This window comes from Streptomyces sp. NPDC027962 (assembly GCF_055566095.1).
The window spans coordinates 33959-56736 of the sequence record NZ_JBVHTA010000039.1; the positions used below are offsets into that span (position 1 = coordinate 33959).

The window sequence follows — 22778 nt, forward strand, 5'->3', positions numbered from 1 at the left end:
CGGGACTTTACCGGGGCAGGGCTGGGCGGGACCGCTCGTACATGGCGATCTCTGTCCGCAGGTCGCCGGCCATGGAGGCGGTGCGCACGGGGTCGTGGTTGAGGGCGTCTCGGACTCGCTCCGCTGAGCGCACAATGCCGTTGTTGCGAAGATCGGGCGCGAGGTTGAGAACGGGCCGGATGGCCGCGGCCGCGCCGTCGACGTCTTCTGAATGCAGTCGTACGAGTGCAAGGTTGCAGTGGGTGCCGGCCTGGTCGCCGAATGCCCAGTGGGGTTGCGTCGGGTCGCTGAAAGCGCGGACGGCTTCCTCGGCTTGGCCAACGAGCTGCTGAGTGCCACGGCCGAGGAGCGCCTGGGACTCGACCGTGTAGTAGAGCTGCTTGGCTTCCGGGTAGTGGAACAGCCCGCCGAGTGTGTCGAGGTCGTCCTCGACGACGCGTTCGCGCAGATTCTCAGCGCGTTCGTTGGCAGCCTGGACAGCTTCCATATCGCCGAGGACGGCTGCCGCTCGGGCCTCGAGGCCGAGGAGCCACACAGTCACGGTTCCGCGCAGGCGGGTCGTGTGATGGGCGCCTTGGCGGGCGAAATGCACGGCGTCTTCCGGCTTACCGGCCCAGTAGGAGATGAGGGACCTGAGACCTTCGACCAGGGCCATGAGGCCGGTGTGCTCGGCTTCCTTCGCGCAGAAGGCCGCGACACGGGCTTGCTGGAGAGCAAGCCTCGTCTCTCCCATGTCGTGTGATCCCTTGGCCATCAGAAAGGAGAGCACGGTCGCCATGAAGTTGAGGTCCCGAAGTTGGGACGGGCGTGTGCGGCCGCCTTCGAGGAGCCGGAAGGCATCCTCTTGAGCGTTGACGAGGTCGCCCCAGATCGCCGACAGAGGCGTACGGGGGTACGCCTCGACGATGCGTGCCACCTCGTCGCTGAGGAAGCCCAGAGTTTCATCGCCCACCTGGTTGCGTTCCGCTCCCAGGGCGAAGTCCATTGCTCGCCGTGCGGCCATTGCGCCCGTCCTTCTCATCTCGTGCAGAGCCACGCCGGAAGCGGCCTGGCCTTGGGTCGGTGACGTGGCGATCAGGGGAGTGAGGTCAGGGACCGTACCGGGAGGTATTTCGCTCCACAGCTGGTCGATGCTGAACCCGAACAAGCGGATCAGCACCCGGCGGGACTCCCGCTGTGGCTGGCGGGTTCCGTAGTACCAGGCCTCGAACGTGGCCTTCGCCGGCAGAAGTTTCAGAAGGGAAGGGTTCTCCTCGAACTCGGCCAGTTCTTGAGCCGCGCGCTTGAAGTGCGGCAGGAATGCCTCGTGGTCGCGTAGTTCCTGCTGGTCGAGCAGGTACCGGAGCAGCGTTCGCATGGGTCTCCTTCTCCCGCGCATCAGCACGTCACTGTTATGGACGGTAGAGCGCTGGCATTGGCAACTTGCCCCGAAACCACCGTACTTACAGGTACCGAGGTCATTCCGAGGAAACGGCGAGGTTCCGCGTCAACGCGAGGCTCCAATCCGAGGAAGGGCCGGGGGTAGTTCCGTTCCCCAGTCATCGACACGCTCGTAGTGGCCCTCGCAGAGAGTGCTGGAACGGATCATCCTCGTAGTCAAGGAGCACCGTGAACCTTGAGACCGCTCGCTTGCATGTCCCTCACGACGGGGCATGGAACCCGGCGGGCCATCCATCGTCCGGCGGCGGCTCTTTCGGTACGCCGGCGACGCCTCACAGCACGCACGCTGCCGTGGCCGTGACGTACGAGTGGTCTCGGGAGCTCGAGGCCGTGCCCACAGCTTCCCGCCTCGCCCGGTTACATACGCGCACCCAGCTGACCATGCACCACTGGCAGGGCAACATCGAGGTTGCGGTCGCGGTGGCGAGTGAGCTCACTGCCAACGCCGTCGTGCACGCGAACCCCGGGCCGTGCCACCACGGCCCCGCCATCGCGCTACGGCTCACGGTCACCGAAGCCGATGAACTGCTCATCGATGTGTCCGACCCGCTGCCTGAGTTCCCGGCCTTCGCCGCGGCCGTCGCCGGCCACACGACAGGCCATGGCCTGTGGCAAGCTGCTCGGCTCGGTGCCGGTCTGGCGTGGTTCATCCACGCAGGCACCGACGGCAAGACGGTGCGCGCCCTGATGACTCCGGGGCCGGTGCCGGCATGAGCTCCCTGGCCTTTGCCCTGCCGCGCTCCTGCGACACGGGGACCGCGACCCTGGAGCGTGTCCTGACCGCGCTGCGGGGCTCGCTCGTCGACGAGTCCGTGTACGAGGACCTTGAGGACGTGCTCGCGCCGCACGCGGACCTCGACGCCACCCGCACCGCGGAGCTCACCGTCCGACTGCGCCTTGCTCTCGCCGATGTCCTGCCCCGCCGTTCGGCGCGCCCACGGCCATCAGCTGGCGGTCGCACGGGCCGTGGAACTGCGGGACCGCGGCCAGCCCGAGCCCCCGGACGACGCCCGTACGCACCTACGCCTACTGGTCGGTACCCGTGGACCCGGCCGGGGCACTGTGCTCTCCGCCCGCGGTCACCCAAGTCATCATGACGGGCCGGTACCTGGCCGTGCAGAGTCCCGACGGCCGCACGGCAGGCGCACAGTGACCGTACCCGCGATCAGCCGCGACGCCCGCCAGGCGTGGGTCGCCCGGGTGGAGCGCCACCTCGAGCAGCTCGGCCTGGCCCCGACGTACACCACGCGGAACGGCATCGCCTACCGCACACTGCCCAAGGGGCTGGGCTGGTGCCAGGCCGTATCTGTCCCGGAGGAGGCATGGCCGCCAGGGGCGGAGCTGTGTGTCGTCGTCCGCTGGCACCCGGACCAGCGGTTCCGGCGCGATCCCGGTACGGGGCGCGTGCCGGAAGGCGCCGAAGCGCACTGGAAGAACCGCACACGGGCGATCATGCTGGGCCTCATCTCTCTCGGCTACCGGGCCGCGGTCACCGGCCCGCCGCGCGCTCCTCGCCTCCACGCGGACGAGGAGATTCTCGTATGGTGCCAGGCACCCGGAACGATCGACGCGTGGCCACCGCTCCAGGCATGGGACGGGGCAGCGCCTGCACGCCCCAACTTCGACCAGCCTGACTACCGCTGCCCCGAGCGCGACCCGGCCCGCCTGGTCGAGGCCGCGCTCAAACCCGCCGACCGCGCCCTGGGATCGGCCGTCGTACAGAGCACCGACGCGGTGCTCTGGCCGCCGCACGCGGAAATGTGCGTACGAGTGCTGTGGACGCCCGCCCCACCGTTCCGGCGCCTGCCCTTCGGCACCGTCCCGGGCGGAGCCCATGAGCACTGGCACGCCGGCATCGCCCACGTACGGCAGAGACTGCAGGACGCCGGATACCGGGTCCGCCAGGCCGAGCGGCCGGCCTGCCCAGAACTCGACGACGACGCGGGCTTTCTCGTGTGGCTATCGCGCGCCTAAACCCCCGACGCCATGCCCCCTATTCTCCCGGCTCCGGCATCCAGAACGGCGCGCGATCCCCGGCAGGACAGTCGCGCCGTGCCGGAGCCGGGCACTCCAGCCCTCGAGCCGCAGGCCCCCACACCCCCACATGTCAGTACGACCCCTGACCGCTACCTCACACCGGAGGAAACCGTGAGCACTGACCTCGGCTTGCCGACCGTTCCCACCCAGACCCAGCGGGACCTCGGAGGCGGAGTCACATTCGCACTCAACGCGCACCACTTCGACGCTGCCCCCGGCCTGGACGTCGAAGCCGCCGCCAACGCCTGCCACCGCCCCCCTTTCCGTGATCCTCCAAGTCACGAAGCGGTGCGACTTCGACTGCTCGTTCTGCTCGGAAGTCCTGCAACTCCCGGACTCGACGCTGGACCAGCTCGACACCATCCGGCAGAACCTGGCCGGCGTCGGCCGCGTGTTCCTCTCCGGCGGCGAGCCGCTGATGCGTAAGGACTTCAGCGCGATCGTGGACATGTACCACCGCGACCACATCCTCGCCGTACCCACGAACGCCACCCACGGGCTCGACCACGCCCGGAACATCGCCGGGAAGATCGCGTTCGCCAACATCGGCCTCGAGGGCCCGCGCGCCACGGTGCGCCGAGTCCGCGGCGACTACGACAAGCAGATGGCCGGCGTGCGTGCTCTCCAAGACGCGGGCATCCCGCTGGCCCTGTCGTCCGTCGTCTACCGCTCCACCCTCGGAGCGCTGCCGTTCACCGTGCAGATCGCGGACGTGCTCGACGCGGGCAAGGTGAAGTTCATCCTGCCCCTGCGTAAGGGCAACGCCCTCAACCTCGCTGATCACGAGTTCATCAGCCAGGACGAGGCGGAGACGACGTTCGCCCGGCTCAAGGAGATGCGTGCCGAACACCAGTGGTCCCCGGCCCTCCGGCTCACGACATGGACCCCGCAGAACGAGGGGCACATGATCGTCATCGAGCCGAACGGTGTCGCACGCGCCTGGCCGGTGTACGACGCGAAGGACCTGTGGGAGCCGCTGGGCAACGTGCTCGAGGAGCCGATCTCCGAAATCTGGAAGCGCTACCGGTTCAAGTTGAACCACTTCAACAAGTACCTGGGCCGCACGATCCACACCGTGAAGCAGGGAGTCTGACATGCGGGACCTGTCCAATCTGGGCTGGCCCGAGACGCCGTTCGGGTCCGTCACCAATCCGGTCCAGAACCCGGCCACATGGCTCACCAGCCTGTCCCTGATGTGGGGCGACGCGAGCGGCGAGCCCGTCATCATGGGCGCCGCCGCGGTGTTCTGGAAGATCCACCGCACGCGGAAAATGACTGTCTCCGAGCCGCTGACCCACTTCGGATACCGCGTCCTGGTCCCCGGGACCCGCGGCGAGAACAGCTCGATCGTCACCGCCCTCGACATCCTGCTCGTGCAGGCCCGGCAACAGTCGCGCGTCATCGCCTGGCACAACGCCGGCGACGACCTTCACCTGCTGCTCCGCGAGATCGACGGCCTGGGCGGGAACCGCTGCCCCGGCATCGTCGCGACCGCCGACGCGTGGATGGACCGCACCGACCGGGAGCGCGGCACGGCACTCTGCGTGGACACCGCCCGGGACCTCGGACCGTACGGCCTGCTCAGCGACACCGCGGCCGCGCACAACCTGCACATGAGCGAGCAGTACGCCGGCCAGCAGCAGGCCGCCGCACAGGCCGCCTGCGAGGACCTGGCCGGCGGCCGGCTCGGTGAGGACGCCTCGGCCGAACTGGTGGTCAACATCCTGTCGTCCTCGGTCATGACGGCGCTTCTCGGCGGTCTGGCCACCGATCGCCTCGACTGGGAGACACCCCTGTCCACCGTCGCCCTGCTTGAGCGGGTCGCGTGGGACGCCGCCCCTTCTGTGCTCGGCGGCTGAGCAGCGCCGGCACCCAGTAACGTCCGGTGGGGCCGCCCGCACCGGCAGGCGGCCCCACCAACACCGCGCAGGGACAACCCACATGATCATCAAGAGCAGTCGGGCCAAGGACCCTCTCCGGCCACCCCCACCACCGCCGACCGGCACAGTCCGCCTCGCGTCGGTCGACGTCGAATGGACCAAGAACTACCGCATCAAGAACGGACAGCGGCCCTTCTGCTACAGCGTCGTCTGGCTCGACCTGCCCGCCGACGGGACCGCGGACTTGTCCGTGCTGCCGTTCGAGTGGACCAGTGTCTACGTCGACGAGCCCGACGAGATGGACGTCCTCGTCCGGCAGGCCGCACATACCGTTGCCGCCGCGGCCGACTCCGCGCACGTCATCACCGGTCACCAGTTCTGCGCCGACCTCTCCGTCCTGGAGGCGACCGCCCCCGCCGACGCCCGCGGAACGCTGGCCGGTGCCCGCGAGCAGTGGCGGAAGCGCCGCGCCCCGGCCCCCGACACGAGTTACTACCTCGACACCCGATACGACGCCGGTCACCTGCTCACCGGCGCCTCCCGGCGGCTGGTCGACGTCTGCACCGAGCTGGGCCTCGACGTCACCCAGCCCGAGCTTCTCCGGGCATCGATGCCCGCCTTGCACCGCCGGTGGCTCGACGACGGCCAGGCCGAAGGCCGCGAGCGCGTCAGCGTCCTGAACCTCCGCCACACCCTCTCGACGGCCTACGTCGCCGCCCGCACCGCCGATCTCGGCCAGTGGTCCACGGCCGGCCTGAACGTGAACCGGACCCTCGCCGACGGCGCGCACGGTGCGTGGGACTGGCTGACCAACCCGACCTTCACCGCCCTCCTGGAGGACACGTGCCCATCCGAGACTGCCGCGTTATCGCCGTCGAAGGCACCCAAGCGGCAGGCAAAACGACGCTCGTCCACGCACTGACGGCCCACCTGCGCGAGCAGGGCATCGGCGCCGCATGCACCGGCGAACCCGCGCGCAGCAGCCCCTTCATGGAGGAGATCGTCCTCCACGGCAAGGGCGCCTTCGACCTCCCGGCCGAGATCGACCTCTTCGGCCAGCAGCTCTCAGTGCCCCTGCGCGCCGCACGGCATCACCAGGTCCTCATCACCGACAAGACACCCGCGAACGTCACCGCGCTCGCCCGCCTGGTACTCGACAGCACCGAGCCGGGCACCGGCGCCGTCCTCGCCGCCGCCGAAGCGTTCTGCCGGGCCTGGATGCCCCTCATCTACGACGCGATCGTGTACTGCCGCGACCGCTACGACCAGAAGGCCGGCGGCGACCGCATGCGCGAGAAAGTGCTCGCGCTACAGACCCCGGCAGAAATGGCGATCTACGAGGCGTGCCGGGCCACAGGCGTCCCGATCCTCGAACTCCCGACCGGACTGACCACCGCCGAGCGTGTCCACTGGATCGCCGCGGAGGTTACCGACAGGGGACTCACCGCCGTGTAAGAGCGGGGAAGCGGAGCCATAGAGTCCTCAACGACCCCCGCCCCGTTGGAGGACCAGTGCCGGAACGCCCCATCAACGACGTAATGATCATCCTGGAACGCCGCGACGGCGAGGCAGTAGAAATCTGCCTCGCCGAACGCATGGGCACCGGCTACGCCGACGGCCTCCTCAACCTCCCCTCCGGCAAGATCGAGCCCGGAGAGGACCCGTACGACGCCGTGATCCGCGAAGCCCGTGAAGAGGTCGGCGTCAGCCTCGAGCGCCAGGCGCTGCGCCTCGCCCACGTCATCTATTTCCGCGCCCCAGAGGGCCACACACGGGTCGGCTGGTTCTTCGCCACGGACCACTGGGGCGGCGAGCCGACCAACACCGAGCCCCACAAGTGCGCAGGACTGTCCTGGCATCGGCCCGACCAGCTCCCGGACAACACCGTTCGGTACAACGCCCTGGGCATCGCGCACTACCTCAAGGGCGAGCCCACATCCGTCCATTGGCACGACAGCACACCTCATGTGGCGTTGCACGGGAGCTGACGGTGTAACAGAACGCGGCCGTTGACGTTTGGGCAGTGAAGGGGGTGGCGCTCTATGTCAGCCCCGCAGCGCTCCGGAGGCACGGGCCCCTTTCGTCCGAGACCGGCCGATCTCACCTGCAGGAAAGCCTGTTCTCCTGGCTCCGGCCCGAGATACCGGCTGCCACCGAGACCAAGACGCTTCGGCCCAGGACTCGCCGGACTCGCGGTAGCCGTCTTTGAGGGCGACCAGTTCCTTGGAACCGTCGGCGCGGAACCCGATGAGTACCAGGACGCAGGCTTCGGCCTCTTTCAGGCGGACGTTGAGGTGGATGCCGTCGGCCCGCACGTACACGTGGTCGACCTCGGACAAGTCGCCTTCCATGAACGTTGTGTGGTCGGCCTGCCACTGCCGGGCAGGCGCGTGATCGTGGCCGGGGAGAGTTCCCTCGCCGCGTCCTGCGGCGGAGCACCGCTGAGCATCGTCGGGGAGTACAAAGAGCCGCAGGGGCGGCTGGTCCTGGCCGTCCACGTGCGCGGGTCTGTCAGCCCATTGGCTAAGGTCCCCGGCCATGACCGAACCTTCCTACCTGGCCGCCGTCCGGGAGTCGTACGACACGATCGCCGCCGACTACGCCGAACGCGTGCCGCTCCCGGCCGAGTTGGATCCGCTGAGCCGCGCCGTGCTGGTTGCGTTCGCCGAGCTGGTACGGGGCGCGGGCGGCGGGCCGGTCGCGGATGTGGGATGCGGGCCCGGCCAGGTGACGGCACATCTGGCCCGTCTGGGGCTGGACGCGTTCGGTGTCGACCTGTCGCCGAGGATGGTCGGCCTGGCCCGGCGGGCGTATCCCGCTCTGCGGTTCGCACAGGGCTCGATGACCGCGCTGGAGGCGGGGAACGACACGCTCGGCGGCATCCTGGCCTGGTACTCCGTCCACCACACTCCACCGGCGCTGCTGCCGGTGGTGTTCGCCGAGTTCCACCGCACGCTCGCGCCGGGCGGGCATCTGCTGCTGGGCGACTACGTCGGCGACGAGCACCGGCGTCCCACCCAGGCGTACGGCCGCCCGGTGTCCTACGAATCGTTCTTCCTGCCCGTGGAGCGGATCGCCGAACTGCTGGGCGGGGCCGGGCTCGTCGTCACCGCACATGTGGTGCAGGAACCGGAGGGGCGGATACCGAGGCGCTACGCCTGCCTGCTGGCCCGCAAACCTGGGCCTCACTGAGCAGCACGGGGCGCGGCCCGGGCCGCAGCGGCAGGCATGGGCCCTGCCGCTGCCGGGGGCAGGCACGGCTCGCGAGCCGGGTCAGGCGGGGAGGGGGGACGAGGCCCGGCGGCGGGGTGGTGGGCTGTTGCGAGCCGCGGGGCCGTGGTGCGCGGCCGTACGGGGCGCAGGGCGGGGGGTGCTGGTTGGTGGGCCGCGACCTGTTCGAGGACCGTCGTCGCCGGACCGGAGTCCTCGGTGGACGCCCGGAACGCACCATGTCCTGGCTGACCGGCTACCGCAGTCCCAACCGCTGCTACGAACGCCACCCCGCAACTACCTGCCCTTCCTCGGCCTCGCCGCTGCCCACTGCCGCTACAAACGATTCGCCCGCCTCACCACATGGGACACGGTTGACGTCGGGCCGTCAGTGCTGGGGATGCCCTGCGTGCTGGGTGAGGCGGCGGCGTTCGAGGACCGCGGCGAGGGCGTAGGCGCCGCCGCCTGCGACGGCAAGAACCCAGTAGAGCCCGGGGGTGCCGAGGAAGAGCGCAGCGGTGGAGGTCAGAGCCAGCCAGACGCCGAGACTGTAGTGCAGCAGGTTGCGGCGTGCGGCGCCTTCGGCGAGGTAGAGCAGGCCGACGATGAGGCCGGAGCCGGTGGGCCAGAGGATGGACTGGAGCTCCGGCATGTCGAGGGCGGACGCCAGGCCGGTGACGGCCAGGAGCAGGGCGGTGAAGGCGGCGATCCAGGCGGCACCGAGCAGTTTGCCGGAAAGGACGTCCGGCCCGGTGGCCCCGCGCTGGGCTCGCAGCGCGGCGACGGTGGCCTGGGCAATGCCCGTCGCCAGCCCGATTCCGAGGAGTGTGGTGGGAAGCCAGCCGGGCAGGCCGAGCAAGGGGACGCCCTGGGAGACTGCGGCGGCGCCGTGTCCGAGCAGGTAGGCGAGTCCGAAGCTGACGTAGGCCGCGCGGTTGTCGACCTCGTTCACGAGACGAATCGGGGCGGCACCGGAGCCGGCGGCGACCGGAGAGTCGGGGGCTGCGATGGACATGGGAGATCTCCTCCAGGGTGGCTTACGGATTGCGGGTGAGGGGTTTCGGGAACAGCAACTGGCGGCTCGGGCCGGTGGGCGACAGCCGGGCCGCCGGGGGCAGCGGCCTGACGCGACAGTCACCCCCGAAGGCGTGGTGGGCGGCTCCGGGACCGTCGGCCCCGGAGCCGCCCTACCGGCGGTCGTCCCCGCCTGTGCCGCGGGACGGGTGCGGGTCAGCCCTCGCTGATGTCCAGGGCGCTGTCGGGGATCCAGGAGCCGTGGATTCCGGCGGTCACGCGGCGGGGCAGGTGGACGGTCGCGATCCGCTCGAGGCCGCCGGCGTCCAGGACCAGCAGTTGCGAGTCGTCCTGTTTGAGGTCGGAGATGACGGTGAGCAGGTAGCCGTCGTCCTCGCTGGTGGCGCCGGCCGCGGGTACGAACACCGCTTCGCTGGGCAGCCGGGCGTCGCCGACCTGGTGGATGCGGCGGGCGCCGGTGGTGCGGTCGTACTTGACGACGCCGTAGCCCCCGAAACCTTGCTGGTCGGGGAAGGACACCGCGTACTGGTAGCGGTGCTCGGCGCCCAGGTAGTCCTCGTTGAGGGTCGGAAACTCCACGGCGAGGTCGTCGATGATCTGCTCGGCCACGGTGCCGGCCGCAGTGTCGATGACCCAGCGGCGGGTGTAGGAGCGTGTGTTGGGCTCGGCTCCACGCTCGGGCGCGCCGGTCCACCAGTTCCAGGAGAGCTGGAACCCTTCGCGGTCCACGGTGGGGCCTTCCAGGACAATGCGGCCCTGGCCGTCCTCGTAGGCGTTGGCGACGTGCAGCATGTTGCCGGGTTCGATGGAGAACCATCGGACATGCCGGTCGCCGTCGCCGGTGCGGGGCATGACGCCGATCCGGGAGGGCTGCCGGTCGCTCCAGCCGTAGGGGATGCCGGAGTGCTCGGCGGGGTCGAAGGTGACGTTGCCCTCTATGAAGACGACGTGGCGGCGGGTGATGGCGAAGTCGTGCTTGAGCGAGGCGGTCGCGCCGGGGATCTCGGCACTGTGGACGATCTCCCCCTTGGTGTCGGAGACGTAGTACACGAGATGCGGCGGGAACGGCGAGGAGCCGAAGAAGTGCAGCTCCCCCGTCACCGGGTCTTCCTTGGGATGTGCGGTCATGGCTGTGCGCAGCCGGCCGTTGAAGTCATGGGCGCCGACCGTCTCCAGGTCCGGGGTGAGCTCGAAGGGGAAGTTCGCCTCGCACAGCGCGAGCAGCCGTCCGGCGTGCTCGATGACGTGGGTCCCCGCGGTGCTCGCGGTCAGGTCCGGGCCGCGCTCGGTCATGTAGGGAGCGCCGTCCAGCGCGGGGGTGTGCACCCAGCGGTTGCGGTACCACTCGGCGCGGCCCTCGCGGAGCCGGATCCCGTGGACCATGCCACTGCCCTTGAACCAGTGGGTGGGGGTGACGCCGGGCTTGGGGTTGTGGCTGTTGCGGATCAGGCGGCCGGTCAGTTCGGGGGGCAGGGCGCCTTCGACGGTGAGTCCGGTGGCGGTGATCTCGTCGGCGACGGGGGTGTAGTGGCCGGTCAGATACGGTTTGCTGCTCATGGTCGGGTCCTCGGATCTCGTCGTCGTTGTCGTGCGTGGTGCGGTGTTCGCTGCGGTGCGGAGTCTCACGTCGTCTGCTCGGCACGGGCCTTGAGGCAGCCGAGCCAGCTCTCCAGGGAGGTCTTCAGGGCCGTGGCGAGTTCGTCGACCGCGGCGTCGACGGCGTCTCCGCTCCAGGACTCTTCGGTGTGGACGACGACGTGGTCGCCGGTCTGCTCGAAGGTCCATACGTGGATGCCGACGATGCCCTGGACGGTCCCGCCCCAGACGATCCGCTGTTCCGGGACGAGTTCGTGGATGGTGGAGGTGATGTTCAGCCCGTGGGTGAGCCAGGTGAAGTCGGTGCCGACGGCCACCGGCCCGCTGAGCGTGGCCTGGTCGATGCCGACGTTCCAGACGGGCCAGTCGTCGATGTCGGTGTGCAGCGACCAGACGGTGGCGAGCGGGGCGTCGATGGTCGTCGTCAGGCTGACGACGACGGGGGCGGTGGAGTCAATGGTGTGCATGCGATTCCCTCATCAGTGGTGGGTGTGGATCGGGTTGGCTCGGTCGGCCCGGGCGGTGCATCAGGCGGTGGGTGCGCTGTGGGCCGCCCGGTCGTGTTGGTGCGGCGCCGTGGCCGGCGGGACGACGCCGCGGGTCGTGCGGTGGTGGCAGCGGGTGAGCGGCAGGGCGAGGAGTGCGGCGGCGGCCAGTACCGCGGACGAGACCGTGAAGGCGGCTCGGTAGCCGGCGCTGAGCGCCTCCAGGTGCGGCTGGTGGGTGGATGCGTGGGCAGTGACGGAGCCGGCCAGGGTGGCCAGGGCGGCGAGACCGATCGCGCCGCCGACCTGGCGGGTGGTGTTGACCAGACCGCCGGCAAGACCCGCGTCCTGGGGCGGGACACCGTCCACGGCGAGTGCGGTGAGCTGGACGAAGGCGATGCTCAGGCCGAGTCCGACGAGGATGCTCGGACCGAGGACGTCGGCGAGGTAGCTTCCGTCGGCGCTGAGCCGTGACAGCCACAGCAGCCCGGCGGCCTCGATGAGCAAGGCCGCGGTCACCGTCGCGGTACCGCCGATGCGCCGGGAGATGCGAGGTGCGAGGGCGGCGCCGATCATATTGGCCACGGCGAGAGGGAGTTGACCCGCTCCGGTGGCCAAGGGGCCCATTCCGAGGACCTGCTGCTGGTAGAGCGGCAGGAAGAAGAACAGGGCGATCCACACGGACCCCAGAAGGGCCATCAACAGGTTTCCCGCCGCGACGCGGCCGGTGGTGAGCAGTCGCGGGGGTATCAGCGCGTTCGGCCGGCGCATCTCGATGACGGCGAACGCCGCGAGCAGCGTGCCGGCACCGACGAGGGCGCCGAGCACTCGGGCGTCCGACCAACCGCCGCGTGCGGTGGTCAGGCCCCAGACCAGGCAGGTCAGGGCGACGGTGACGGTGGCGGTGCCCAGGAGGTCGAATCGTGCGGACTCCCGAGCAGCAGTTCGTGGCACGATGGCCGCCACGGCGATGAGGACCAGCACCGCTCCGAGCGCGACGGAGTGGAAGATCCAGGACCAGCCCCATGCCTGGGTGAGCACGCCGCCCAGAAGGACGCCTCCCGCTCCTCCCGCGCCGGAGACCGCGCCCCACACGCCCAGGGCTCTGCCGCGTCCGGCGCCGGACGGGAACAGGCCCATGAGCAGCGCGAGTGCGGCCGGGGCGATGGCGGCGGCGCCAAGTCCCTGAACGGCGCGGGCGGCGATCAGGACGACCGTGGAGGTGGCAAGTCCTGCTGCCAGCGAGGCCCCCGCGAACAGCGCGAGGCCGGAGATCAGCACCCGGCGGCTGCCGAGGAGGTCGGCCGCCCGCCCCCCGGCCAGGAGCAGCGCCCCGAACGCCAGGCCGTAGGCGTTGATCACCCAGGTGGTGCCGTCGGCCGACAGGTTCACCCCGGCACGGATCTGCGGCAGCGCCACGTTCACGATCGAGGTGGCGACCATGACGGTGAACTGCGCAGCGGCGAGCGCCGCGAGCACGGCCGCCGGCCGGCGGGCGGGGGATGCCTGGTCCTTCGTGCGTCCAAGGTTCATGGCGCACAGCCTCGTGTCGGGCGGTGTCCACTTTCCATGCCCAGCAGGGGCGTTGACTGTCCAGTCCTGTCCGCACCTGTCCAACGGGGAGTCCTGCCGCGGATGTACGCCGCCGTACTCCGCGTGCTCGGCCCGCTACCGTTCCGGATCCACGCGGGGTGTCACGAACGAGCTCGCACGACAGGACGGCCTGGTCTCTTCTCCGCCGCGTGCCCGGATCGCCATCGACGTCCCCGGTACGCGGACAGGGCGAGCGACGCACCGGACGGTCCCCGCCACGAGAGCGCCGCCGTGCCGGCTCTCAGGTGTACATCGTCAGGTGTACGTCGGCATCGTGTGCCCGTGGTTCTCGTCGGGGCCGTGCAGTTCCCACTGCCACAGGGCCGCGCAGAGCAGGTCCAGGCCCTGGCGGAGGTGACGCCGGTAGGTGCCGTACGGCAGGCCGAGACGGCGGGCGGCGGCTTCCTGGGTGGGTGCACCGGAGAAGTACCCCGCGGTCAGCGCTTCGCGGGCGCGCACTCCACGCGGGTCTTGGGCGAGTTCGTCGACGGCTTGGCGCAGCAGGGCGCGCAGCTCCCGGACGGGGTCGGCGAAGTCGGCCGCGAGGCGGGCGCGCATCAGGGCGCAGGCGGTGAAGGCGCCCGCATCGCGCCAGTGCGCCAGGGCTTCGCGTACGGCTTGGTCGAACGTGGCGCGTGAGAATCCCGAGGGTCCGGACCGGGCGGGCACGTCGTCGGCCGATATGAAGCGGCGGAGCCAGGCCTCGACGGGCACCTGGCGCCAGTCCACGCTGAACAGTCCGTAGGCGTGCTCACCGACGCGCGGTCGCGCACCGGTGTCCGCGAGGCTGCCCTTGACCCGCGATGCCCAGGCGTCGGCGTCCTGGTAGACGGCGAAGCCGTATGCGTGTCCGCGGGCACGGGCGGCTTCCGCCTGGGCCCGGGAACTGCTCAGGTCGATGACGCGCGAGGGGACCTGGTACCGCTCGGGGTATATCGAGAAACGGCTGATGCGGATGTGCTCACCGGGGTTCACGGGCGCGGTGGCGTCGGTGTGCTCCCAGGCTGCCGCGACGACGGGATCGGTGGCCAGGTCCTGGGGGTCGGGCGGGGCCGGCAGGACGAGTCGAGCCGTGAACGCCACGATCCGGCCTGTGCTCACGAGACGGTAGACGCTGAATGCCTTCGGTTGGCGCTGCGCCCAGTAGCGGACGAGATCCGCGGAGGCGGGACCTTCGGTCTGCTCGGCCATGCGGAGCACGACATCGATGTCGCCCGGCTGCAGGGGACGGTCGTGCACCTCGTGCTCGCGGGACCATGTGCGCAGGCGCGCCAGGGCCTCCGCCTCCTTGAAGAGGTAGAAGAGTTCGTCGGTGACGGTCCACACACGCTCCTCGGGTGCCTCGCGCAGCATGCGCAGGTACTCCTCCGCCAATCGCCGGCGCATCGTCGCGAAGGCATGGGGTGCTCGCCAGCGCAGGTCGGCGGCCAGCGTCTCGCGTGCGGCGTCGTGCGGGTGGAGCCCTCGGTGCGTGGACTCCATGAAGGGCAGGTCCCGCAGCCAGGAGAAGAGCAGGTGGGCGTCTTCCTCGGGCAGTACCGAGGAAAGCAGTTCCTCGGACGTGGAGTGCGCCTGTGCTGCCACCTCCAGGGCTCGGCGGTGGGCCGCCGTGGGCACCTCTCCGATCAGGCCTGCCAACAAGTTTCGCAGGACGTCGGCCGAGGGAGCCCAGATCTCCTCCTTGCTCCAGCCTGCCGGCCCTGCTGCTGCGGCGGCCGCGAGGGACAGGGCCAGCGGGTTGCCTCCGGCGAAGCGGAGCACCCGGTCCCGCAACTCAGGCCGGAGCCGCGCCGCTGCCAGCAGACTCCGGGCTTGTTCATCGCCGAATGGTTTCAGTTCGGTGACGTGCAGGACCCCGGCCCATGCGGGGTCGGCGCACCACTGCGCCTGGGGCGCGAGACGGCCGGCCAGAACAGCGAGGGCGCCGTCCGCAGCGCGAGGGAGGAAGTGCTGCCACAGCCAGCTCTCGAGCCACTGGCAGTGCTCGAAGGAGTCGACGAACAGGACCGTGCCGGGAACGTCCAGAAAAGGGGCGGCCGCGCGCTCGAAGTCGGCGGGGTCGCGGCTGACGAAACGGCCGTCGAGTTCGAACGTCGGACGACCTGCCGATCGTGCCTGGTCCGCCAGACGCCGGACCAGGGTCGACTTGCCGATGCCACCCGGACCGGCCACGTAGAACACGAGGGGCGCCTGTGGATCGCCGGTCAACGCCTCCGTGAAGCAACCGAGTTCCTCCTCCCGGCCGATGAAAGCCCGCACCCGCGCGCTGCTCAGTCTCTCCCCCACGGACCCCATGACGGCTCCCTCCCCGTGTCCGGCACCGGACGGTCATGCCCGGATGTGCCCACCGAGCCTCGGCGGCAGGCACCGGGACGAAGCACGGATGCGGCGGTTGCGGTCCGGTCTCCGTTTCGCCGCCGCGCTCCGAACGGACGACGGCCGTTCCTCGCCTGCCGTCGACGTGGTGTCGTGTCCGGCACGCCGAAGGGGCGTCGAGGGAGCCGCTACTCCTTTAGGGATCCTAACAAAAGCGGTGAAGTGTCAGTCATCGGCAGAGCCACGGCCGCGGCACCCGCGTACGCGTATCGGTAGCGTCAGTTGACGAGACCCAGGTTCCGGTCGTCGGGGTGGCCGGTGAGCAGGAGGGTGGTTTCCTCGACACGTTGGAAGCGCCCGTCGGGGGCGTACCGGCCGAAGAGGTACACCTCGGTGCGGGAGGTGCGCCCGTTGTGCTGGGTGAGGGTGACGGTGTGACGGTCGGCGTAACGCAGTCCGTCGCGGAATTCGTCGTGGACCTCGACGTGGCCGCTTCGGACCAGGGAGCGGAGGCGTGTCATGTGCTGGGCGAAGGCGGTGCGGTCACTCCACACGCCGTCGGTGCGCTGACGGTAGTCGGGGGTGAAATGCCGGTCGAGGGCTTCGGCGAGGCCGAGGCCCGGGGTGAACAGCAGGTCGTTGATGGCTCGGGTGATGTCGGTCGGTGTCACGGAGGTCTCTTCCTGCAGGGGTGGAGGGTTGGGGCGTCCCCGGCTCCGAGAGCCGGGGACGATCGATCGCCGGCCGGCCTGCTCGAGGCCGGAACGGGGGTGCAGGTGTCACTCGTGGGCCGGAACGCCTTCGTGGACGGGGGTGAAGTCCAGCGACAGGGACGCGGGGCCGCGGGTGTACAGGCCGGTCTCCCGGTAACGGAAGCCGGGGCTGTAGCGGACCTGGTCGAGCAGCGGGAGGAGCATCGCCGCGACGGTCTCGATCTCGGCGCGGGCGAAGGCCGCGCCGACGCACTGGTGGAGTCCGGTGCCGAAGGCCAGGTGCTGGGCGGCGGCGGTGAAGGAGCGGGCGGTGCCCAGGTCCGGGCGGTGGATGTCGAAGGTGTCCGGGGCGGTGAAGGCGTCGGGGTCGCGGTTGGCCGCGCCGATCATGCAGAAGACGGTGGCACCTGCCGGGACGGTGGAGCCGGCGAACACGGCGTCCTTCTCCGACTGGCGGGGAATGAGCTGGACCGGTGGGGTGTAGCGCAGCGTCTCGGCGATCGCGGCGGACAGAAGCGTCGGGTCCTGACGTACCTGGGCCATCTGCTCGGGGTGGTCGATCAGGTGCTTGAGGAGCAGGGCAAGGGTCTTGTCGGCGGGCTCGGTGGCGGCAGCCAGAACGTTGATGATCAGCGCGGTGACGTCGCGATTGCTCATGGCGATGCCGTCGAACTCGGCGGTGCACAACGTCGATATGAGGTCTTCGCCGGGGTGGCGGCGCCGCTGTTCGATGATGGGGACGAGGTAGGCCTCCAACTGCTCGGCGCAGTCCATGCAGTGCCGGCGGCGTTCGGGGGTGAGGGTGATGCTGGTGATGAACTCGGCGATCCCGCTGTGCCAGGCGGCGACCTGCTGCCAGTCCTCCTTGTCCAGGGCGAGGACGTCGAGCGCCACGTAGACGGCGAGGGGTTTGCCGAAGTCGTTGACGATGTCCACCCGGCCCCGGGAAAGGAAGGGCGCGATGAGTTCGGCTGAGTTGGCGTGGACGGCGCGTATCTGGTCCTGGAGTGCCTGCCCGGTGAAGCCCCGGACGACGATCTTTCGTTTGGCGGTGTGCTCGGCCCCGGTCATCTGGGCGAGGACCGGTCCGCGCATCACCGGCTCGGCGCGTACCTGCAGCGTCTCGGTACTGAACCCCTGATGGTCGGTCAGCACCCGCTTCACGTCCTGATAGCGGGAGAGGAAGTAGCTGTCGATCGCCGGCTCGTAGTGCACCGGTGCACGATCCCTCAGCCCGGCGAAGTACCGGTAGGGGGCGGCGGCGAAGTCGTCGGACAGGACACTGAAGCCGGACTCGGCTCTGGGCATGGCAGGAACTCTCTGAAGGGAACGGCAAGGAAGGGGACGGCGTCTGCCGGCCGACCTCTCAGACTGGGGGCGGGCGTCCGCGTCCTGGACCGCGGAGGTCCGGCAGAACGAACGGCTGGTCCGCATGAACGCCGACGCCCACGCCGCGAGCCGGCCGGCCGGCCGGCCGCAGCATGAGACGCTGCTCGATCGGACGGGCGAGCGGCGGCGGGCCTCGCCGACGGCTTCGGCGCTCAACAGAGAACGTGCGAGTTCATTGTCCCGGCAGTTGGGGCCGCACTCGCGCGCTGCCAGGTCTTCCCCCCGGGAAGCCATGGCGGCTCCCACCCCCGTGTCCGGCACCGAGCAGCGTTGCCCGAAAATCCCGCCGGCCCCTATGGCCGACCGGTCGACAGGGCTCCCCGTCAGGGGCGCCGTCGATTCCCGTCCGACGGAGCCGGCGGTGCGGCTATCGCTGCAGCGAGCCGTTGCGCTGCCTGCGCACCAGTTGCCTGCGTACCAGGGGGATGGCAAGGAGTGCCAAGGTCACGGCGAGCGCGCCGGAGGCGAGCGCGGTTTGCCAGAACGGGCCGCCGGAGGCGAGATTGCTCACCAGACAACCGGTGAGGATCACGGCAAGTGTCGCGTTCTGGATGTCGCTGCGCAGCCACCACCGGGGGCGGGGAGACTCCTCTTCGGACCGTCGCAGCGCGTACAGCTCCACCGGCCCGAACTCCTCTTCGGGCGCGCGTTCGGTGGCGGCGAGGTGGGCGGCGGCTTCGCCGGTGAGCTCTTCGGCGCGAGCGCGGGGCACAGCGTGGCGCTCTTCGAGCAGCTGGGTCAATTGACGGAGCCAGCGCTCACGCCCGACCGTGTTCCGAGCGTCCGTCCGAGGTTTCACGGTGACTCCTTCAGGGTCTGCGGTTGGTTCGTCCCGTGTGGCCCACCCGAGCAGCGCGAGGCCGAGTAGGCACAGGACAGGGGAGGGCAGGTGGCCGAAGGCCTTTTCGGAGAGGGAGGTGAAGGCCGTCGCGCCCAGCACCGTTGCGGCGGCCACGAGCACCCACCCTGCGGCACGCCGTCGGGATCGCGAGGCGGTGGCGGCGAGATGGCCGCCCGTCAGGGCTATGGCGATGAACGATGAGCCGGCCAGCCCGCCAGGGGTCAGGGCCGGCGCGGGTCCGTCTGCGACCCACAGACAGGCGCCGGCCACCAGAGCGGCCGCACCGATCGGGGCGAGTGCAGCACGGAATGTCGCCGCAGGTGTCCGGCCGCCCCGGAGACGAAGACGCTCCTCGGGCGGGACGCGCTCGCCGGCCACCGCGGCGGCGTACGCCTCCGGTATGCCGAAGGCGTCCTCAGGGCTCTCACCGCTGTCCGCGCAGTGCTGTGCAACCTCTGCCAGCACCGTGTCCGTGAGGGCGGGGTCCACCGATTGTGCAGCCAGGGCCAGTCGAACCCGTGCGTTCCACCGGGTGACCTCATCTATCACGGCAACTCCTCCCGGCTATGGGCCAGGAGTTCGTCCATCGCGTCGGAGAACTGCTTCCAGTTGGTGGTCTCTTCACGCAGCCGGGCCCGCCCCGCGTCGGTGAGCCGGTAGACCTTACGTCCCGGCCCACCCTCACCTGGCTCCCACCGCGCCTCCACCACTCCTTCGGTCTCGAGCCGGCCGAGCACCGGATACAGGGCGCCGCCACGGACCGTGCCGAATCCACGGGCAGTCAACTCCTGTACCAGCGCGTAACCATGCCGGCCGCCCTCGGCAAGCACGGCGGCGAGCGCCAGTGGCAGCACCCCACGCAACCAGCCGGGCTCCACAGCGACCATCGATAGTCAACTCTACTCTCTACTCTGAAAATTCGACTAGTTCCCTCCCGTACTAGTGAAACACATGCCGACGGCAGCCGCGGGGACCGAGTTCCTGCGTTTCGTCGGCCGTCAGCCCTGAAGCCCTGCGCCTTGTACTCGATGCCCTGTGTCGCCCCGCTGTTGCCTGCTCGTCCGCCTCGGCGGCAGCGGTGTCCCGGCCGGTTGCCGGCGATGACCGGGCTGCATTGCGGGGCATCGTTTACGTGCTGCAAGAGCGTGGGCCGGCGGGACGTTCCGGCTGAACAGGTTGGCTGCAGCGGTGTGACGGCCTGGCGGCGTCTGCGGGACTGGACCGAGGCCGGTGACTGGCCGCAGCTGCACGAGGTGCTGCCGGCCGAGCTGCGGGCCGCGGGCCTGCTGGACATGAACGACGCGGCCATCGACGGCTCCCACGTCAGGCCCCTCAAAGGGGGCTCGCACCGGACCTTCGCCGGTCGACCGCGAGCGTCCCGAGGGCGTCGAGCTCGGGGCGGTTGGCGCGGACGGCCTGCCCGTGTCGAAGAGGACGAGGACGTCTGCCGCTTGCGGGCTTTGTCAGCCGGGCTGTTCGTGGGCCATGGCCGCGAGGAAGCCGGGGTCGAGCATGGTGCGCACGGAGGTGTCGTCGGCGGCGTCGAGGCCGGTGTCGTGGCAGGCGACGGAGAGCAGGTAGCGGCGGCCGAGGGCCGGGTGGGTGGCGAAGGCCCATTCGCCGCGGGAGGCGGGTGAGCCGTCGGGGGCCAGGAGCCGGCCGCTTTGCAGGCCGAAGCCGAATTCGGTGAAGCCCAGTCGCATGCCCTGGCCGAGCGCCTTGGTGTAGGCCTCCTTCAGGGTCCACAGGCGCAGGGTCTGCGCGGTCTGCTCGCCTTCGGGCAGGGGGGCGAGTTCGGCGGCCTCGGTGGGGGTGCACATCTGGGCCTGCAGCAGGTCGAAGCGCATGCGGCGGTCGGCCGGTTCGGCGTCGACGCCGATGCGGCCGTGGCGGCTGAGGCCGACGGCCATCAGGTCGCCGGTGTGGGTCAGGCTCAGATCGATCTGGTCGAAGCCGCGCAGGTAGGGGCGGCCGCCGAGCCGGTAGGCGAGGTCGAGGGTCTCCGGTTCGACGCGCAGGGCCGCGGCGGCGGTGTATTTCACCAGCAGGCGGGCGGCGAGGAAGCGGTAGCGCACGGTCGCGTCGGGGATGCGGCGGTAGCGGGTCCAGTCGCGGCCCAGCAGCCGGCGCAGGCCCGGTGCGGTGAGGGCCGCGGGCAGCCATTCGCCCCAGGTGGTGTGCACCACCGCGTTGCCCAGGCGGGTCAGGTTCTCGTGCACCCCCTGCCACGGCCCGGCGGGCCGCGGTACATGGATCGGTGTGCTGATCCTCGGCTCGTCCATGACTGTCCCCTCCCTGTCCCCGTCTTTCCGTCCGGAAGCCGGACGGCGGTGCTATCCGGCGAGCTGTGTGTCGTACAGGTCGAAACTGCGGCGGTCCCGGTAGCGCGCGAGTACCTCTTCGAGGACCGGCTGGGTGGTCCCGTCGGGTAGGTCGGGGACCGCGACGCCGAGCCTGCGGCCGATGCGGGTCAGGGCGAGGACGGCCCAGGCCGGGTCGGACAGGAAGGTGTCGGTGCCGTCCTGGCCCTGCCATACGCCCAGGCACGCGGCGGCCGCCAGGACCAGGACGTAGCGGTCGGCCAGCGCGCAGGCGCGGGGGTCGACGAGGGCGGCGCGGGCGATGTCGGGCAGGGCGGCGCACTGTTCGCGCAGGGCCCGCATCTCCTGGACGAACGCCTCGGCGAGGTCGGCGAGCGCGGCCCAGGCACCTCCGGTGGTGCGCAGCGGCCCGAGGCGTTCGGCGCTGCCGATCAGGGACGCGGTCAGGACGTCGTCGCTGCCGGTGAGGGTGAGTCTGCGGTAGTCGAACGCCGGCAGGGGCGCCGAGGGCAGGAACAGCCGGCCGGCCGGTTCGTCGGTGCGGAACCACGAGCGGTGGGCGAGGGTGCGCAGTTGGGGGACGATGACGGCCTGGCAGGCGGCGGTGCCGGCGTGTCCGAGGCCGGCGACGGGCAGGTCGCGTACGAGTTTTTGGAAGCCGCCGTAGCGGGGGCCGCGGTCGTAGCCGTGGGCGCCGAGGACGGTGGACAGTTCCTCGAGGTCCTCGCGGAGCAGGTCGGGCATGGTCATTTTGACGGCCGCGGCGAGCAGGTGGGCGCTGTCGGGCAGCAGGCTCAGGGCGCGCAGTGCGGTGACGGCCATGGCGTCGCAGGCCAGCAGGTCGGCGAAGACGCCGGTCAGGACGGGGTGCCAGCGGCGTGGTGGCGCTCCCGCGGGCCGGCCGGTGGTGGCGGCGCGTACGGCGAAGCGCAGCACGCTGTCGACGCCGGCGACGACGGTGCCGGGGATCAGGCAGCGGTTGACCTGGTAGGTGCGCAGGGCGAGGGGGACGCCGTCGCCGAGGGCGCCGACGAGGGTGTCGGCTTCGGCGGGGCAGTCGGTGAACATCAGGCCGGAGAACCGGCTGCCGCGCATGCCCGGGGTGAGGGCGCGCGGCAGCCGGTGCAGGCCGCCGGGCGGCAGCTGCTCGGGGTCGAGCAGCAGTACGGAGTGGCTTCGTGGGCCGGTCGAGGTGGCTGTGCGGGCGTACATGACGAAGGCGTCGGCCCGGTCGGCGTTGATGACGACGTCTTTGCGTCCGTGGAGTACGAAGCCTCCGCCGGGGGCGGAGCGTGCGGTGAACTCGTCGCGCAGGATGGCGTTGGCGTGGGCGAGTTCGTGGTGGAGGATCGGGGTGCGGCCGCCGGCGAGGAGGACGCGGGCGGCCTGGCGGCGCTGGTGTTCGTCGCCCGCGGCCCATACGGCGGAGGCGCCGAACAGCGAGGTGATGCCGTGGCCGAAGCCGAGGGCGACGTCGCGCCGGAAGACGGGCCGCAGGACGCGGGCGAGGATGTCGGGGCGTACCAGGCGGCCGCCGAGTTCGTGGGGGACGAATTCGGCGTTCATGCCTGCGTCGGTGAGCAGCGTCTCGGTGGCGGCGGGCACCTCGCGGCGGTCGTCGGCGGCCAGCAGGGCCGCGTAGCCGTGCGGGTTGTGCGCGTCGTCGGGGTCGCCGAGGAGTTTTTCGAGCCAGTCGGCGCGTTCGGCGGCGCCGGGCGGGGCGCCGCCGCCGGGGCCGCTGGCCGCTGTCGGAGCGGGCGTTGGCCGGCCTGCCAACTGGCCGTGCCCGGGCGGTGCGTCCGGGGAGTTGTGGGAGTCGTGGCCGACTGTCGTCGAGGCAGGTGCGGTCACCGGATCTCTCCGGGAACGCCCCGCTCTGTGGGGTGGAGACGAATCCGACTCCCGAAATGCGGGGCAAAGGC

20 protein-coding genes and 1 pseudogene are annotated in these 22778 nt (G+C 70.6%); 8 read left to right on the forward strand and 13 right to left on the reverse strand.

Annotated features, from left to right (window positions below):
* Positions 1-7: 7 nt before the first annotated feature.
* The gene (locus ACZ4SA_RS28810; RefSeq protein WP_468280296.1) at positions 8-1357 is read right to left on the reverse strand and encodes a hypothetical protein; all 1350 of its coding nucleotides are present in this window, start codon (positions 1355-1357) and stop codon (positions 8-10) included.
* 413 nt (positions 1358-1770) lie between these two features.
* Here ACZ4SA_RS28810 and ACZ4SA_RS28815 point away from each other — a divergent pair, with 413 nt between their 5' ends.
* From ACZ4SA_RS28815 to ACZ4SA_RS28845, 7 genes are all read left to right on the forward strand, one after another.
* Entirely contained in the window at positions 1771-2154 is a 384-nt protein-coding gene (locus ACZ4SA_RS28815) for an ATP-binding protein (protein WP_468280298.1), read from the forward strand.
* Between the two features lie 435 nt (positions 2155-2589).
* Complete coding sequence (locus ACZ4SA_RS28820; RefSeq protein WP_468280301.1) at positions 2590-3414, forward strand: hypothetical protein; 825 nt, start codon at positions 2590-2592, stop codon at positions 3412-3414.
* Positions 3415-3742: 328 nt separating this feature from the next.
* The gene (locus ACZ4SA_RS28825; protein WP_468280303.1) at positions 3743-4570 is read left to right on the forward strand and encodes a radical SAM protein; all 828 of its coding nucleotides are present in this window, start codon (positions 3743-3745) and stop codon (positions 4568-4570) included.
* A 1-nt stretch (position 4571) separates the two neighbouring features.
* Positions 4572-5336, forward strand: a complete 765-nt coding sequence (locus ACZ4SA_RS28830) for a hypothetical protein (protein WP_468280305.1) — start codon at positions 4572-4574, stop codon at positions 5334-5336.
* An 82-nt stretch (positions 5337-5418) separates the two neighbouring features.
* Positions 5419-6279 (forward strand): hypothetical protein, encoded by an 861-nt coding sequence (locus tag ACZ4SA_RS28835; protein WP_468280308.1) that lies wholly within the window; start codon positions 5419-5421, stop codon positions 6277-6279.
* Positions 6201-6812 (forward strand): AAA family ATPase, encoded by a 612-nt coding sequence (locus ACZ4SA_RS28840; protein ID WP_468280311.1) that lies wholly within the window; start codon positions 6201-6203, stop codon positions 6810-6812. The genes ACZ4SA_RS28835 and ACZ4SA_RS28840 overlap by 79 nt, the downstream gene beginning before the upstream one ends.
* Before the next feature lie 56 nt (positions 6813-6868).
* Entirely contained in the window at positions 6869-7345 is a 477-nt protein-coding gene (locus tag ACZ4SA_RS28845) for an NUDIX domain-containing protein (RefSeq protein WP_468280314.1), read from the forward strand.
* A gap of 180 nt (positions 7346-7525) precedes the next feature.
* Here the strand turns inward: ACZ4SA_RS28845 and ACZ4SA_RS28850 are convergent.
* A pseudogene (locus ACZ4SA_RS28850) lies at positions 7526-7767 on the reverse strand (transposase); the annotation flags it as partial.
* 128 nt (positions 7768-7895) lie between these two features.
* Between ACZ4SA_RS28850 and ACZ4SA_RS28855 the strand changes: the two are divergent.
* Entirely contained in the window at positions 7896-8549 is a 654-nt protein-coding gene (locus ACZ4SA_RS28855) for a class I SAM-dependent methyltransferase (protein ID WP_468280316.1), read from the forward strand.
* Between the two features lie 406 nt (positions 8550-8955).
* Here the strand turns inward: ACZ4SA_RS28855 and ACZ4SA_RS28860 are convergent, their stop codons facing one another.
* From ACZ4SA_RS28860 to ACZ4SA_RS28910, 11 genes are all read right to left on the reverse strand, one after another.
* Positions 8956-9582 (reverse strand): ABC transporter permease, encoded by a 627-nt coding sequence (locus tag ACZ4SA_RS28860; RefSeq protein WP_468280318.1) that lies wholly within the window; start codon positions 9580-9582, stop codon positions 8956-8958.
* Positions 9583-9797: 215 nt separating this feature from the next.
* On the reverse strand, positions 9798-11159 hold the full coding sequence (locus ACZ4SA_RS28865) for a carotenoid oxygenase family protein (RefSeq protein ID WP_468280321.1): 1362 nt from the start codon (positions 11157-11159) through the stop codon (positions 9798-9800).
* 65 nt (positions 11160-11224) lie between these two features.
* Complete coding sequence (locus ACZ4SA_RS28870) at positions 11225-11665, reverse strand: SRPBCC family protein (RefSeq protein ID WP_468280324.1); 441 nt, start codon at positions 11663-11665, stop codon at positions 11225-11227.
* Positions 11666-11725: 60 nt separating this feature from the next.
* Positions 11726-13216, reverse strand: coding sequence for an MFS transporter (locus ACZ4SA_RS28875; RefSeq protein ID WP_468280327.1), 1491 nt, complete (start codon positions 13214-13216; stop codon positions 11726-11728).
* A 315-nt stretch (positions 13217-13531) separates the two neighbouring features.
* On the reverse strand, positions 13532-15562 hold the full coding sequence (locus ACZ4SA_RS28880) for an RNA polymerase sigma factor (RefSeq protein ID WP_468280329.1): 2031 nt from the start codon (positions 15560-15562) through the stop codon (positions 13532-13534).
* A gap of 308 nt (positions 15563-15870) precedes the next feature.
* The gene (locus ACZ4SA_RS28885) at positions 15871-16263 is read right to left on the reverse strand and encodes a nuclear transport factor 2 family protein (protein WP_468280332.1); all 393 of its coding nucleotides are present in this window, start codon (positions 16261-16263) and stop codon (positions 15871-15873) included.
* A gap of 108 nt (positions 16264-16371) precedes the next feature.
* Positions 16372-17613 carry a cytochrome P450, cyclodipeptide synthase-associated gene (locus ACZ4SA_RS28890; RefSeq protein ID WP_468280335.1) on the reverse strand — a complete coding sequence of 414 codons (1242 nt, stop codon included), beginning with the start codon at positions 17611-17613 and terminating at the stop codon, positions 16372-16374.
* Between the two features lie 448 nt (positions 17614-18061).
* Positions 18062-19084: a hypothetical protein gene (locus tag ACZ4SA_RS28895; RefSeq protein ID WP_468280337.1), complete on the reverse strand. Its 1023-nt coding sequence runs from the start codon at positions 19082-19084 to the stop codon at positions 18062-18064.
* Entirely contained in the window at positions 19081-19422 is a 342-nt protein-coding gene (locus ACZ4SA_RS28900; RefSeq protein WP_468280339.1) for a PadR family transcriptional regulator, read from the reverse strand. Before ACZ4SA_RS28900 ends, ACZ4SA_RS28895 begins: the two co-directional genes overlap by 4 nt.
* A gap of 576 nt (positions 19423-19998) precedes the next feature.
* On the reverse strand, positions 19999-20817 hold the full coding sequence (locus ACZ4SA_RS28905; RefSeq protein ID WP_468280341.1) for a 4'-phosphopantetheinyl transferase family protein: 819 nt from the start codon (positions 20815-20817) through the stop codon (positions 19999-20001).
* A 51-nt stretch (positions 20818-20868) separates the two neighbouring features.
* A complete protein-coding gene (locus ACZ4SA_RS28910) occupies positions 20869-22707 on the reverse strand; it encodes an acyl-CoA dehydrogenase (protein WP_468280344.1) in 1839 nt (612 codons plus the stop codon).
* Positions 22708-22778 lie beyond the last annotated feature (71 nt).